The organism is Streptococcus parasanguinis (genome assembly GCF_015556095.1).
Classification (GTDB): domain Bacteria; phylum Bacillota; class Bacilli; order Lactobacillales; family Streptococcaceae; genus Streptococcus; species Streptococcus parasanguinis_Q.
Genome location: NZ_JADNLT010000009.1, coordinates 1 through 13,797, shown reverse-complemented (window position 1 = coordinate 13,797; position 13,797 = coordinate 1). Strand labels below are relative to the sequence as shown.

At 42.3% G+C, this 13,797-nt stretch carries 14 protein-coding genes and 1 other annotated feature; of the genes, 2 read left to right on the top strand and 12 right to left on the bottom strand.

Going from position 1 to position 13,797, the window contains the following annotated elements:
• Positions 1-13: 13 nt before the first annotated feature.
• From ftsA to typA, 6 genes are all read right to left on the bottom strand, one after another.
• Positions 14-1,402 (bottom strand): cell division protein FtsA, encoded by a 1,389-nt coding sequence (ftsA, locus tag I2E70_RS08625; protein WP_070589620.1) that lies wholly within the window; start codon positions 1,400-1,402, stop codon positions 14-16.
• 133 nt (positions 1,403-1,535) lie between these two features.
• Positions 1,536-2,759, bottom strand: coding sequence for a cell division protein FtsQ/DivIB (locus I2E70_RS08620; RefSeq protein WP_070589622.1), 1,224 nt, complete (start codon positions 2,757-2,759; stop codon positions 1,536-1,538).
• Positions 2,743-3,825, bottom strand: a complete 1,083-nt coding sequence (locus I2E70_RS08615) for a UDP-N-acetylglucosamine--N-acetylmuramyl-(pentapeptide) pyrophosphoryl-undecaprenol N-acetylglucosamine transferase (RefSeq protein ID WP_070589624.1) — start codon at positions 3,823-3,825, stop codon at positions 2,743-2,745. Before I2E70_RS08615 ends, I2E70_RS08620 begins: the two co-directional genes overlap by 17 nt.
• A 1-nt stretch (position 3,826) precedes the next feature.
• The gene (murD, locus tag I2E70_RS08610; protein WP_195424439.1) at positions 3,827-5,176 is read right to left on the bottom strand and encodes a UDP-N-acetylmuramoyl-L-alanine--D-glutamate ligase; all 1,350 of its coding nucleotides are present in this window, start codon (positions 5,174-5,176) and stop codon (positions 3,827-3,829) included.
• A 90-nt stretch (positions 5,177-5,266) separates the two neighbouring features.
• A complete protein-coding gene (locus I2E70_RS08605; protein WP_004219693.1) occupies positions 5,267-5,515 on the bottom strand; it encodes a DUF3165 family protein in 249 nt (82 codons plus the stop codon).
• Between the two features lie 23 nt (positions 5,516-5,538).
• Positions 5,539-7,386: a translational GTPase TypA gene (gene typA, locus I2E70_RS08600; RefSeq protein WP_070589628.1), complete on the bottom strand. Its 1,848-nt coding sequence runs from the start codon at positions 7,384-7,386 to the stop codon at positions 5,539-5,541.
• A 178-nt stretch (positions 7,387-7,564) separates the two neighbouring features.
• Between typA and I2E70_RS08595 the strand changes: the two genes are divergently transcribed.
• Entirely contained in the window at positions 7,565-8,290 is a 726-nt protein-coding gene (locus I2E70_RS08595) for a 16S rRNA pseudouridine(516) synthase (protein WP_070589630.1), read from the top strand.
• 172 nt (positions 8,291-8,462) lie between these two features.
• Here I2E70_RS08595 and I2E70_RS08590 read toward each other — a convergent pair whose 3' ends face one another.
• Both I2E70_RS08590 and I2E70_RS08585 read right to left on the bottom strand, forming a co-directional pair.
• Complete coding sequence (locus I2E70_RS08590) at positions 8,463-8,846, bottom strand: rhodanese-like domain-containing protein (RefSeq protein WP_070589632.1); 384 nt, start codon at positions 8,844-8,846, stop codon at positions 8,463-8,465.
• A complete protein-coding gene (locus I2E70_RS08585; RefSeq protein WP_003017930.1) occupies positions 8,846-9,064 on the bottom strand; it encodes a YqgQ family protein in 219 nt (72 codons plus the stop codon). Before I2E70_RS08585 ends, I2E70_RS08590 begins: the two co-directional genes overlap by 1 nt.
• 87 nt (positions 9,065-9,151) lie before the next feature.
• Between I2E70_RS08585 and I2E70_RS08580 the strand changes: the two genes are divergently transcribed.
• Positions 9,152-9,811, top strand: a complete 660-nt coding sequence (locus I2E70_RS08580) for a prepilin peptidase (protein ID WP_070589634.1) — start codon at positions 9,152-9,154, stop codon at positions 9,809-9,811.
• A 6-nt stretch (positions 9,812-9,817) separates the two neighbouring features.
• On the opposite strand, the gene trpB is transcribed toward I2E70_RS08580, so the two are convergent.
• The 4 genes from trpB to I2E70_RS08560 form a co-directional block, all read right to left on the bottom strand.
• Positions 9,818-11,005, bottom strand: coding sequence for a tryptophan synthase subunit beta (gene trpB / locus I2E70_RS08575; RefSeq protein ID WP_195424437.1), 1,188 nt, complete (start codon positions 11,003-11,005; stop codon positions 9,818-9,820).
• Positions 11,006-11,125: 120 nt separating this feature from the next.
• Positions 11,126-11,360: a binding site (T-box leader), on the bottom strand.
• Between the two features lie 67 nt (positions 11,361-11,427).
• Positions 11,428-11,955, bottom strand: a complete 528-nt coding sequence (locus I2E70_RS08570; protein ID WP_070589638.1) for a VanZ family protein — start codon at positions 11,953-11,955, stop codon at positions 11,428-11,430.
• On the bottom strand, positions 11,942-13,030 hold the full coding sequence (rlmN, locus tag I2E70_RS08565) for a 23S rRNA (adenine(2503)-C(2))-methyltransferase RlmN (protein ID WP_049514207.1): 1,089 nt from the start codon (positions 13,028-13,030) through the stop codon (positions 11,942-11,944). Before rlmN ends, I2E70_RS08570 begins: the two co-directional genes overlap by 14 nt.
• Before the next feature lie 6 nt (positions 13,031-13,036).
• The gene (locus I2E70_RS08560; RefSeq protein WP_003005915.1) at positions 13,037-13,612 is read right to left on the bottom strand and encodes a YutD family protein; all 576 of its coding nucleotides are present in this window, start codon (positions 13,610-13,612) and stop codon (positions 13,037-13,039) included.
• Positions 13,613-13,797 lie beyond the last annotated feature (185 nt).

Sequence of the window (13,797 nt, the reverse complement as noted above, 5' to 3'; positions counted from 1 at the left end):
ATACTTACACTCCTTAATCAAACATATTACCGATCAAATTTTTCATTCGGTCTGTGAATGTAGTTTTTGGTTCTTGTTTGCTATCATTACTTGCTGCTGGAATTTCTTGAGCATCCACTGGAGATTCAATCTTCTCAGCATTGTACGCAGGTACTACCGGTTGTGCTGGAGCAGCAGGTTGTGGTTGTACTTGTGGTTGCACAGGTCGATCAAATTGAATCGGTTGTTGACGCAAGACTTCGTCTCCACGAACCGCAGCTTGAGCAATAATATCCACATCTGTCAAATTGCCTGCATATTCAGACAAACTAATCACATGGGCAAAAGCTGGATTGCGAATTCCAATTTGATTTGGAACAAACAATTTCACATTTACACCAAAGACTTCTTGAGCCAATTCTTCAACACCAGGAAGGATTGCGCCTCCACCGATAATCACAACACCACCAGGAAGATCCAACAAATGTCTTCTCTCAAGGTCTTGCTTAATTTGCTCAAAGATGTGTTTGATACGTGCCGAAATGATTTCAGCCAAATACTTCTCAGTCACTTCAACTGGCTCAACTTCACCAATAACTTCTACATGGAATACTTCGTTTCCAGCAGATGGCACATAGGCTTCACCGTAGTTGAACTTCAAACCTTCTGCCAATTTTTGAGAAGTCTTCAAAACTTTAGAAATATCTTTGGTCACGTAATCGCCACCTTCTTGGTAGATATTTGTAAATTGAAGTTCTTGGCTACGAACAGATGCCACTGTGGTTTGGCCACCACCCATATCAATCACTGTTGCTCCGAATTCACGTTCGCCTTCGTTCAAGACTGTTTTGATCATCGCAAGTGGGGAAATGATGATGTTTTCTACTTGTAAGCCTGCACGTTCAACTGTTTTACGCAAATTGTGCAAGATTGTACGAGGTCCTGTATAAAGAAGACCACGCATTTCAAGTCGGATCCCCATCATTCCGCGTGGATCACGGATTCCTTGGAAACCATCTACTGTGAATTCTTCAGGAATGAAGGTGATCACTTCACGATCCGGTGTCATACTTTTTGTGAGTGCAGATTTGACAACATTTTCAACATCTGCATCTGTGATTTCTTTTGAATCACTTGTGACTGGAATCATTCCTTGAGTCGCTTCGATTTGTAGTAAGTTTGCAGGCAACCCAACATTGACTAGATTGATTGAAATCCCTGCTTTTTCTTCAGCTTGGCTGATTGCAGTTTTAATTGCATTTGAAGCAGCTTCGATATCTACTATAATTCCATCTTTGACGCCAGCACTTTTTGCATTGCTGACTCCAATTACATTCATTTCTCCATTGACATGTTCTGCCACCAATACTTTTATTGAACTAGTACCGATATCTAAACCTGTAAAAAAGCCGTCTCTAGCCATTACACCAGTCCTCTCTCTTTATTTGTTTTCACTTTACATCTATTTATAGCCCTTTTAGTTGGAACTATCCAAACTTCATTATATCACAAAGAAGCCTAAAATGGACATTTTTTCTTCAATTATTTGAGATAATTTATGGGCTTTGCTCATTACCAGAAGAATTTTCGCCTTCTGGATTCTGTTCTTGGCTGGCTTCCTCAGAATGTTCTTCTTGCTTTTCTGTACTTTCAGCCTTTTCTTTTTCAGCTTGCTCTTTGGCATCTGCGATGGATTGTTCGCTATAGCTGAAGACTCCAGCCTCCATATCAATGGTGGAATCATCGTCTAATTGCTTACTAATGGCCTTATAATAAGGAAGCTTGCGGGTAATTTGGGAAACAGGGACCAAGATTTTATTATCATTTTTCATGGTAATGGTCACTAGATCCTTCGTAACCTTGCTTGGTGTCAGATCAACCGAAACAATTTTATCCGTAATGGAAGGCGAAATGGATTTCATTTCTTGGACGAATTGTCTGACTAATTCCCTATCTGAGAATTTCAAGCTAATATAGGAGGATGGTAAGTCCGAAGCAGGCGTTACTGTCTCAACTACTTCTCCGTTTTCCAATACTGGATAGTGGTCTTCTCCCGTCACATAATAAGCAACCACTTTGTGTTCCACTACATTAACTTTAAAGGTCACTGGAAATTGATAATGCATGTGCACTTCTTTGATCCATGGACTAGCTGTTTTTATGTTTTGTTCATAGACCGACTTATGAAGGAAGGTCGTCAGAGTATAATCTTCTTCTTTAATACGGCTTTTTTCATACAATTTTTGCTGGTCAACCGCTTTATTCCCTGAAAATTCAATCACTTTCTGTGTAGACAAGGGACTTAAAAAATAGATCGAGAGAAGGGCGACAATCGAGCTGATTCCGATAACCGGAAGGGCACGATAGATATGGCGTTTTGCCACTGTCGGTTCCTTCTTTGTTTTTTTCGTCTTTAAGCGTTCAAAAAACGAAGGCTTTTTCTCTTGCTTCTCTGAAGGATCTAGCTCCTCTACAGCCGGACCGTTCTCTTCTCTTTCTGAACTTTCTCCATCCGCATCTGGATCCTCTTCGACCTCAGATTCATTTTCCTCTTCAGAATCTTCTATTTCTTCTTCAGATTCTTCCTCTGAGATAGAAGCCGATTCATTTTCTGAAAGATCTTCGTCTTCTTGTGCTTCTTTGCTTTCAGTTTCCTCTGTTTCAGCTTCTTCCGCTTTTTCAAGCGCCTTTTTTTCTAAATATTCTTTGTTTCTTTTTTGCCAGGCTGACAATTCTGTAATTTTGTCATCCGTTGGTGTTTTTTTATTGTCGTCCGTCATCTTTTCCCTTACTGATATCTTTTTGAAGCAGGCCATAAAAATCGTCTAGTGAAAGGAGTTCTGTCGATTTTTCCATTGCTTGGTGGTAAACTTGGCTTTGCTTCAACATTTCTTGAATGGTTTCATTAAAGGTTTCGAGGGTCAATTGATCTTCCTGCAATTGCTCTGCATAACCTTTATCCACAAAATATTGGGCATTTTCAATCTGATCGCCACGACTGGCTTCTTTTCCAAGCGGCACAATCAAATGGAGTTTGTTCATAGCCAAGAGTTCAAATAAGGTATTGGCTCCACCCCTAGTCACCACTAAATCAGCCTTCTGGAGCATAGGCAAATACTGATCGGTTACATAATCCACTCGATACAAGCCCCCCTCAGCCTGATTCAATGTTGAATCGCCCGTCAAATTGATGATATTGTAGTGCTGCAAGAGCTCTGCTTGATACTCTGTCACAAATTCATTAAAGACACGCGCACCGGCTGATCCTCCGACAAAGAGAAGGGTCGGCAACTCTTTTCGGAAACCTTTTGTTTTTTCTTCTAAAACTTCTGAAGTCGGCGGAATATGATCTGTGACTTTGGTTACCGCACCGATATGTTCACTCTTTGTCAAACCATGTGCTTGCTCAAAAGTCGTGTACATCTTGGTAGCAAATTTATAAGCAATTTTATTGGCCAATCCCATCGAGAGATCCGACTCATGGATATAGACAGGAACACGAGTGAGACGAGCCGCGATCACTGGTGGCACCGAGACAAATCCCCCTTTTGAGAAGAGAACTTGTGGACGCACACGGAGCAGAATCGCTATGGATTGGAGTGTTCCCCAAGCTACCTTGAAAACATCCATCATATTTTGGAAAGAGAAATAGCGTCGCAATTTCCCTGTTGCAATCGAATGGAATCGTACCTCTAATCCAGACTTTTTGATCTCTTGGTATTCGATTCCTTTTTTGTCCCCAATATAATGAACTTCCCATCCATCTTCGATAAATTTTGGAATCAAGAGGAGATTAAGGGTCACATGTCCCACGGTTCCCCCACCAGTAAACATTATTTTTTTCATTTTATTTCAACCCTTTTACTGTAGCAAGGAATTCATCCCCACGCACTTCAAAATTTGGATACATATCCCAGCTAGCATTGGCAGGACTTAGTAGCACAACATCTCCAGGGCTAGCCAAGTCAAAGGCTTTCTTTGTAGCATCTGCTACATCTGCCGCATCGACATAAGGGACGCCTGCATTATCGGCTGCGCGTTTCACTCGAGGAGCTGATTCCCCTAGAATCACCATTTCCTTTAGGCCAGTAATGTGTGGCACCAATTCATCAAATTCATTGCCACGATCGAGCCCTCCTGCAATCAAGATCACCTTGCTGTTATCAAAACCAGAAAGAGCTTTTTGCGTCGCTAAAATATTAGTCGATTTGCTATCATTATAGAATTTGACACCTTGAATTTCATCCACATATTGAAGACGGTGTTTCACTCCTCCAAAAGCTGACAAGGTTTCTTTAATGACCTCATTCTCCACACCACGGACTTTTGCAACAGCAATCGTTGCCAAGGCATTCTCTATATTGTGACTACCTGGAACACCCAGTTCATCTGCTCGCATAACAACTTCTCCCTTAAACTTGAGAAGTTCATCTTCCAAATAAGCCCCATCCACTTTTTCGACCGTTGAAAATGGAAGGACCCTTGCCTTGGTTTTTGTAGCGAGTTCCTTGGCCAGGTCTTGGTTGAAGTTCAAGACAATGACATCTTTTTCTGTCATATTCTTTTGAAGATTCCATTTGGCAGCTACATAATTTTCAAAAGAACCATGATAGTCGATATGGGTTGGCATGAGGTTGGTAATCACTGCAATCTCTGGATGGAAGGCTTCAATTCCCATCAATTGGAAAGAAGACAATTCCATGACCAGAACATCCTTTTCTGTTGCTGTTTGTGCAACTTGGCTAGCTGGAAAACCGATATTTCCAGACAATAGACCACCTTGACCAGCAGCAGTTAAGACTTCCCCGATCATGGTTGTTGTCGTCGTTTTTCCGTTTGATCCTGTAATCCCAATAATTGGCGCATCCGAAATCAGATAGGCCAATTCTACTTCAGTGAGGACTGGAATACCCTTTTCAAGCGCTTTTTCGACCATTGGGTTAGAATAAGGGATTCCTGGATTTTTGACCATGACTGCAAAGTCTTCATCCAACAATTCCAAAGGGTGACCTCCTGTCACAACTTTAATCCCTTCTTCCAGTAAACTTTGTGCTGCTGGATTTTCTTCAAAAGGTTTACCATCATTGACGGTCACAATCGCTCCTAAGCGATCCAACAAACGGGCAGCTGACTCGCCTGACTTAGCCAAACCTAATACAAGAACCTTTTTATTTTCAAATTGTTTCACAAATTTCATGTTTTCTTCGCTCCATTTTTATCACTCTCTATTTTACCTTTTTTTAGCAAAATTAAAAAGCCCAAAGGGCTTTAAAAATCACGTCAGCGTTTATTTTTTCTGTTTGGTCGTCATTTTGGAAATATCCACCAAAGCCAGGTAGCCAACAAAGGCGAGAAAGGCACCGACAAAAAACTCAGACGGTAGTTGGAATATCTGAAAAATGGCGAGACAAGTCAGTACGATAATGGAGACGATCAAGACCACCATTGTGACACTGTTTAAGGTACCACGAATACTCTTTGGGGTCATAAAAAGGTAAAAAAGGAGAATCAAAATCCCTAAGATAAAATAGACCATTTTGTTTCTCCTTTCTTTTCGTATTATTCAGCAGCTGCTGATTTTTTCTTTTTATTTGCTTTTTCGCGTTCTGCTTTATTCAAGATCTGTTTACGCAAACGGATAGATTCAGGTGTTACTTCCATGTACTCATCGTCGTTCAAGAACTCAAGAGATTCTTCCAAGGTCAAGATACGAGGAGTCTTGATAACCGCTGTTTGGTCCTTGGTAGCTGAACGGACGTTGGTCATTTGTTTTGCTTTCGTAATGTTGACAGTCAAGTCGTTCTCACGAGAGTTTTCCCCAATGATCATTCCTTCGTAAACTTCTGTACCTGGATTGACAAAGATCGTACCACGTTCTTCAATAGACATGATCGAGTATGTCGTTGCTTTTCCGTTATCGATGGAAACAAGAGCACCACGGTGACGTCCACCAATTTCTCCTGGAATCACTGGCAAGTATTGGTCAAAGGTGTGGTTCATGATTCCGTAACCACGTGTCATTGACAAGAACTCTGTTGAGTATCCAATCAACCCACGCGCTGGAACAAGGAAGACCAAACGAGTTTGACCGTTACCAGTTGCGACCATATCCAACATTTCACCTTTACGTTCAGAAAGGCTTTGGATAACAGATCCTTGGTATTCTTCTGGTGTGTCGATTTGTACGCGCTCAAATGGTTCACATTTGACACCATCAATTTCCTTGATGATAACTTCTGGACGAGATACTTGCAATTCGTATCCTTCACGACGCATGGTTTCAATCAAGATAGACAAGTGCAATTCCCCACGTCCTGAAACTGTCCATTTATCAGGTGAGTCCGTCGGGTCAACACGAAGAGAGACGTCTGTTTGCAATTCTGCTTGCAAGCGTTCTTCGACCTTACGAGAGGTCACCCATTTCCCTTCCCGACCTGCAAATGGTGAGTTGTTGACCAAGAAGGTCATTTGAAGGGTTGGCTCATCGATGTGAAGGATTGGAAGTGCTTCTACTGCGTCAGTTGGTGTGATGGTTTCTCCAACGAAGATATCTTCCATACCAGAAATAGCGATCAAGTCACCAGCTTTAGCTTCTTGAATCTCGCGACGTTCCAAACCAAAGAAACCAAAGAGTTTGGTCACACGGAAGTTTTTAGTTGTACCATCCAGTTTAGAAAGGGTAACTTGGTCCCCAACCTTAACTGTACCACGGAAGACACGTCCGATACCGATACGACCAACGAAGTCATTGTAGTCAAGAAGAGACACTTGGAATTGAAGGGGCTCATCTGAGTTATCAACTGGAGCTGGGATGTGATCAATAATGGTATCAAAGATCGGTGCCATAGTTTTTTCTTGATCTGCTGGATCATCTGACAAGGATGATGTTCCGTTGATCGCTGATGCATAAACAACTGGGAAGTCAAGCTGGTCATCATCCGCACCTAGCTCGATGAAGAGTTCCAAGACTTCGTCTACTACTTCTGCTGGACGAGCAGATGGCTTATCGATTTTATTAACTACAACGATCGGCACAAGGTCTTGTTCCAAGGCTTTTTTCAATACGAAACGAGTCTGAGGCATAGTTCCTTCGTAGGCATCTACGACCAATACAACCCCGTCAACCATTTTCATGATCCGTTCCACTTCTCCACCGAAGTCCGCGTGTCCTGGTGTGTCCATGATATTGATCCGAGTTCCGTTATAAGCAACGGCTGTATTTTTAGCAAGAATGGTAATCCCACGTTCTTTTTCAAGATCGTTTGAGTCCATTGCACGTTCTTGCAATTCTTTACGTTCATCCAAGGTGTGCGATTGTTTCAACAATTCGTCTACCAAGGTTGTTTTACCATGGTCAACGTGGGCAATGATCGCAACGTTACGAATATCTTCTCTTAATTTTGTCATGATTTCCTCTATATAATTTTAAATAATATTTCTAACTGAACAATTATACCACAGTCCCGTTTAAAAAACACAGTTCAGCTAGTTGTAAATGTTTTCATCCTCATTTCTTTTCTCCGACTCGATTTCCTTTTCATTTCATGATACACTGATGATAAGAATTTCAGAAAAAGAGGCTCCCATGAGATTAGATCAATTGATGGCAGACCATCATTACGCTCGCAAAGACATCAAACAACTTCTGGCCCGAAGGCAAATCTTGGTCGATCACCTACCAGCTAAAAAACTGTCACAAAACATCGACCCTGGACTCCAAGAGATTCAAATAGGGGAACGGCTCATTCAGGAACCGCGTCACCACTACTACATGCTCCATAAACCAATTGGAGCCGTGACTGCCAAAAGAGATGCCCAGCATCCAACAGTAATCGATCTGGTAGATCCCCAACAAGAATATCCAGATCTTTATCCGCTTGGTCGCCTCGATCGCGATACCAGTGGTCTGCTCCTCATCACAGATAATGGGCCCCTTGGTTTTCAACTTCTACATCCTCAATATCATGTGGATAAAACTTATCAAGTTGAAGTCAATGGACCGCTCTATGCAGCCCACATCGAGCAATTTCAGAATGGGATTTCATTCAAAGATGGCCCCATCTGTAAGCCTGCTTCCTTAACCATTCTAGAAAGTAGCCCTAGCTACAGCAAGGCCCAGGTCCGAATCTCAGAAGGAAAATACCACCAAGTGAAAAAGATGTTCTTAGCCATTGGCGTCAAAGTAATGACCTTAAAACGCTTGTCTTTTGGTCCCTTCACCTTGGATCCTCAGTTAGCCCCTGGCGAAAGCCGGCCTTTGAATGAAGTGGAGCTCACCTGGGTCAAAGATTCCCTTGAAAAAACGAGATAAAAAGAGGCTGGGACAAAAGTCCTAGCCTCTTAATTGTTTTTGGATTGTCGTGCATTGAGTGGGCCCTACTACGCTGATTTCATCAGTTTTTACAACCCTACTCAACTGTGCGGAGGTGGGACGACGAAATCGAATTCTAACGAATGACCGATTTCTGTCCCACTCTCTTTTATTAAGCGTCTTTTTTCACTTTCCCATTCCAAGAATCAAGACCATAAGACAAGACATAAATGTCTGTATAGCCCTGTTTCTTGAGATAGAGAGCCGCATTGGTGACACGCGAACTACGGCTATTCTCATAGAGCAAAATCGGTTTGTCTTTGCGCAAGGCCGCAAGGCTCAACTTCAACTGAGTAGAAGGAATGTTGCGCGCTCCTAAAATATGCTTTGCATGAAACTCAACTGGCTCTCGCAAGTCAATCAACTGCCCTTTACGAATCAACTCTTCAAAAGCAGCATTGTCCACAAATTTAGCAGCTTTACGGATGCGGAAATAATTAAACACCATCCATCCAACTATTCCTAAAACAACCAACCAAAAAATGATATTTCCCATCACTCTACCTCACTCTTTTTCAAAAATTCTAATTCTTGCTTGTGCTCTCTTCTTAAAACGGTATCGGCTTCTAAATAATCGAGCCGCTCCATCAAGCCTGCATCATAAAGACGTTGAAGCTCAATTTTCATCAATTCGATGTCATAGAGGCGCTTCCCCACATAAATGATGATTCCAAAACGTTTTAAAAATTGTTGAACATCATACAGGTTTTTCATGTTCATTATTGTATCAAATTTAGAAAGGCTTTACAAGATTTTCAAGTAAATGATGACATTTTTCGATTTGTTTACGAATAAATAAGTATGATCAACTTTTATTTTTTTACCATCGGTACTTGTTTCGCCTCTTTTTTGGGACTAGTGGTCGATCGCTTCCCAAACCAATCCATTCTCACTCCTCGCAGTCATTGCGATCACTGCCAGCACGTCCTTGGAGTTTGGGATCTCATCCCCATTATCTCGCAACTACTGCATCGTTTTCGCTGTCGCTATTGTCATCAGACCTACCCATTTTGGTACTGCCTTTTTGAGATCTGGAGTGGCCTGATCTTCTTAGCCTGTGCCAATGGTTTTCTTTCTCTGCCTCAACTTCTGACGTTACTCGGATCTGCTGTTTTAGCCATCTATGACCTACGCTTTATGGAATACCCCTTGGCCATCTGGTGTTGTCTCCATGCCTTAGTCCTCTTTTTATCCGCTAGTAATCTCCTCATGCTGGTCTTTTTACTCCTTGCGATCGGTGCCCACTTTTTCTTTATTGGAATGGGGGCGGGAGATTTTCTCTTACTCGCCACCTTCTCACTCAGCTTTTCTTCTACCAAGATCCTCATTCTCATCCAGATCGCATCCATCTTAGGCATTCTCTTCTTTGCCCTCAAAAAAGAAAGAGACCGGATTCCCTTTGTTCCCTGTCTCTTTCTCAGTTATCACGCTTTACTGCTTTATACGATGTTTTTTAGATAATTCTTCTTATTTTGCAGCTTTTGCTTCCAAATAATCGGCAATAGCAGCCACGTCCTTATCCCCACGTCCGGAAACGTTGATGATGATAATCTTGTCTTTATTCAATTGTGGAGCACGTTTGACCGCTTCTGCAATCGCGTGTGAGCTTTCAATGGCTGGAAGGATCCCTTCTGTCTTGCTGAGAAGAAGAAGAGCTTCTACTGCTTCATCATCTGTCGCCGCTACATATTCAACACGACCAGAATCTTTAAAGAAAGCATGCTCTGGACCAACCCCTGGGTAGTCCAAACCAGCAGAAATCGAGTAAACTGGAGCTACTTTTCCATCTTTGCCAAAGACAGCATAGGTCTTCATACCATCGACAACTCCTACAGTCCCTTTGGTCATGGTAGCGGCGTGCTGATCGGTATCCAAGCCATGACCAGCTGCTTCTACCCCAATCAAACCGACTTCCTCTTCTGCGACATATTCAGAAAAGGCACCGATGGCATTGGAGCCACCACCGACACAGGCAATCACATAGTCTGGCAAACGACCTTCTTTTTCCAAAATTTGGCGTTTAGACTCTTCGCTGATCACTTTTTGGAATTCATGCACAATGGTTGGGTAAGGGTGAGGTCCAACAGCAGAACCCAAAACGTAAAAGGCATCGAGGTCTGCCATCCATGCTCCAAACGCAGCATCAACGGCGTCTTTCAAGGTCTTGGTTCCTGTTTCAACCGCATGGACGGTTGCCCCCATCATTTCCATGCGGAAGACATTGAGACGTTGACGCTCCACGTCTTCTGCCCCCATGTAGACATCACAGGCCATACCAAATTTAGCTGCCGCAGCTGCTGTAGCTACACCGTGTTGACCTGCTCCTGTTTCAGCAATCACGCGTGTTTTGCCCATGCGCTTAGCCAAGAGGATTTGCCCCAAAACGTTATTCAATTTATGCGAACCTAGGTGGTTCAAGTCTTCGCGCTTCAAATAAATTTTCGCCCCACCTAAATGATCTGTCAAACTTTCCGCAAAGTAGAGCGGTGTTTCCCGTCCAGAATAATCTTTCAGATAATGTTTGTATTCTGCGATAAATTCTGGGTCATTTTTATACTGTTCAAAGGTTTCCTCTAATTGATTGAGCAAGTTTTGAATGGGTTCTGGTACGAAAGATCCACCAAATTGTCCGAAATAGCCTTTTGTTTCTGTCATGATTGTGTCCTCTTTTCTATATCTTCAATCCTGTTTATGATCTTTTTCTCTCGCTGGCCCTTTGAGCTGCAGTCTCACTGGGTTCCTTTGAGATAAAAAAACCTCACACAGAAAAATCTGTGTGAGGACGATTCGATACCGCGGTGCCACCTCAATTGTAGGAAGCTATTTTTCTCCTACATCTCTGACCTGTCTAACAACAGGGTGCACGATAAGGTGTGCTCACCGAATTTTTATTGTTTCAAATTCATCATCATAAACGCATCAGCCCATTTCAAGATTCACCACTGCTTGTTCGCAATCACCACAAGCTCCCTGGAAGTGAGAAAAATCTCTACTTTTCTGATGTCTTGAAGCTATTATAGCTCCCGCTTCTGACTTTGTCAACAAAAATTTCAAAAAGTGACTGAAATGTTCGGATTTTACATTTCCCCATTTTTGGCTAGCAATCGCGCTTGGAGATACTGAAAGCCTAGATAGGCCAGGTAAGCCCCTAAGGTATTGGTCCACAAATCATCTAGCTCAAAGACACGATTGGCATCAAACAAAAGATCTAAGAGCACTTGGCTAGATTCAATCCATAGACTTAGACCAAAGCCAAAGAGTAAGACCCGTTTGTGACTCCGCAACCAGGGCCATAGCCAGAGAAGTTGAAAGACCAGCGGGCTTAACAAAAAGACATTGGCTACGTTTTGGAGAATCACCTTGATGAGTTGGATGACACTGGTGATCTGGCCAAAATTCATCAACGAATTAAGTGGAACCAGTAGGACGACGATGCGACCAAAATGTTGAATTCCCGGTGTTTCCATACCTGGCTCTGGCTGTTGAGGCAAAAAGCACATCAGGCACAAGAGGATAAAATAGAAGAAGCTGCCACTCTGTAACAGCCTTCTTCCTCTCTTTGTTAGTTCTGTTTGATCCATCAGCCCTTGTTTAAGGTTGCGCATGTTCAACAATCGCTTTCTCCCGATCCCGTTTCATCGTATTGGAACGCAATTGGCCACAGGCAGCATCAATATCTGTACCGTGCTCTTGACGCACCACACAGTTGACACCTTGTTTTTTCAAGGTATCATAGAAGGCCATAACCCGTTCTTTTGGACTCCGGCTATATTGGTCATGCTCACTGACAGGATTATAAGGAATCAAGTTAACATAAGACAATTTCTTAATATTCTTGAGCAATTCTGCCAACTCTAAGGCTTGCTCAACCCCATCATTGACTTCATTCAACATGATGTACTCAAAGGTCACCCGACGGTTCGTGGTTTCGATATAGTATTCAATCGCTGCAAACAATTTTTCAATTGGGAAAGCCCGGTTGATCTTCATGATGCTAGAGCGCAAGTCGTTGTTTGGAGCATGTAGAGACACCGCCAAATTGACCTGCACCCCTTCATTTGCAAAGTCGCGAATTTTATGGGCCAAACCAGAAGTTGATACGGTAATATGACGAGCCCCAATCGCTAGACCTTTATCATCGTTGACGGTCCGGATAAATTTCAAGACGTTGTTATAGTTGTCAAATGGTTCTCCGATCCCCATGACAACGATATGGCTGACCCGTTCATCTTGACCCCGTTCGTCAAAGTATTTTTGGACCAACATGATTTGAGACACGATTTCCCCATTGTTCAAATCGCGTTGTTTTTTGATCAAACCTGAAGCACAGAAGGTACAACCGATATTGCATCCTACCTGAGTCGTTACACAAACAGATAAACCATAGTGCTGACGCATCAAGACGGTTTCAATCAACATGCCATCTGGCAATTCAAAAAGATACTTGACCGTTCCATCTGCTGACTCTTGCACGATCCGTTGCTTGAGTGGGTTGACAACGAATTGATCGTTTAACTTCGCAATTAAGTCCTTAGAAAGGTTGGTCATTTCTTCGAAAGACTGGACACGTTTACGATAGAGCCATTCCCAGATTTGTGCTGCACGGAATTTCTTTTCGCCATTTTCTTCCGCCCAATCAATCATCTCTTGGCGTGTTAAACTATAAATCGATGGTTTCATTCTTTCTTACTCCTCTTTTTGACGAATCACAAAATGACGTTTGTTGTTCGTCTTTGTTGTTTTTTTAGTTTCAGCAGACGGTCTTGTTTTTTTCGAGTTATTCGTTGACTGTCCCTTGTCGCGTTCTCGTTTTTGGAAACGATCTTTTTGTTTGCGATTGCGCGAACGCTTCTTAGGCTCTCTTTCTTCTGATTGAGCTTTTTTGACCGGTGATTTCTTATCAAAGGAAGCACGATGAGGCTCCTTATTTTCAAGGACAAAATAAGCACAACCATAGCTACAATATTCTAACAAATAATCGTCTAAGCGACTTAGTTTATCCATCGTTGCAACATCGCGTTCTTCCTTATAGAAGCCACGCAAGCGCAACTGCTCATTGCTCCAATCACCAACAATGTAATCAAATTTGGTTAAAATCTCAGAAAATCGTTGACCAAAAACGGTCGCATCAAATGCTTCCTTTTCATTTTTTAACAACTCAAAGGAGAGGTTTTCTGAAAGGATCTGGTCTCCTACCTGACGAAACACAGGTCCAGGAAATTTATTGTAATTATATAATTCAGGGTCAATCTCTTTTCGCATAGTGTTCCTTCATCAAAATCTATTTACTGTAACACTTTATTCTATCATAAATTTGATAACTTGCGTCAGATTTGACTAGAAAAGAGTTGAAATTCCTTTGACAGCAAAAAGAGAGTGGGACAGAAATCGGTAATTCGTTAGAATTCGATTTCGTCGTCCCACCTCCGCACAGTTGAGTAGGGCTG

Coding starts and splice junctions, on each gene's coding strand:
- trpB (WP_195424437.1), bottom strand. CDS start 11,005: ATGACAGAAACAAAAGGCTATTTCGGACAATTTGGTGGATCTTTCGTA.
- I2E70_RS08590 (WP_070589632.1), bottom strand. CDS start 8,846: ATGGGAAATATCATTTTTTGGTTGGTTGTTTTAGGAATAGTTGGATGG.
- I2E70_RS08570 (WP_070589638.1), bottom strand. CDS start 11,955: ATGCGCAACCTTAAACAAGGGCTGATGGATCAAACAGAACTAACAAAG.
- I2E70_RS08585 (WP_003017930.1), bottom strand. CDS start 9,064: ATGAAAAACCTGTATGATGTTCAACAATTTTTAAAACGTTTTGGAATC.
- I2E70_RS08620 (WP_070589622.1), bottom strand. CDS start 2,759: ATGACGGACGACAATAAAAAAACACCAACGGATGACAAAATTACAGAA.
- I2E70_RS08560 (WP_003005915.1), bottom strand. CDS start 13,612: ATGCGAAAAGAGATTGACCCTGAATTATATAATTACAATAAATTTCCT.
- I2E70_RS08580 (WP_070589634.1), top strand. CDS start 9,152: ATGATCAACTTTTATTTTTTTACCATCGGTACTTGTTTCGCCTCTTTT.
- murD (WP_195424439.1), bottom strand. CDS start 5,176: ATGAAATTTGTGAAACAATTTGAAAATAAAAAGGTTCTTGTATTAGGT.
- rlmN (WP_049514207.1), bottom strand. CDS start 13,030: ATGAAACCATCGATTTATAGTTTAACACGCCAAGAGATGATTGATTGG.
- I2E70_RS08615 (WP_070589624.1), bottom strand. CDS start 3,825: ATGAAAAAAATAATGTTTACTGGTGGGGGAACCGTGGGACATGTGACC.
- ftsA (WP_070589620.1), bottom strand. CDS start 1,402: ATGGCTAGAGACGGCTTTTTTACAGGTTTAGATATCGGTACTAGTTCA.
- I2E70_RS08595 (WP_070589630.1), top strand. CDS start 7,565: ATGAGATTAGATCAATTGATGGCAGACCATCATTACGCTCGCAAAGAC.
- I2E70_RS08605 (WP_004219693.1), bottom strand. CDS start 5,515: ATGGTCTATTTTATCTTAGGGATTTTGATTCTCCTTTTTTACCTTTTT.
- typA (WP_070589628.1), bottom strand. CDS start 7,386: ATGACAAAATTAAGAGAAGATATTCGTAACGTTGCGATCATTGCCCAC.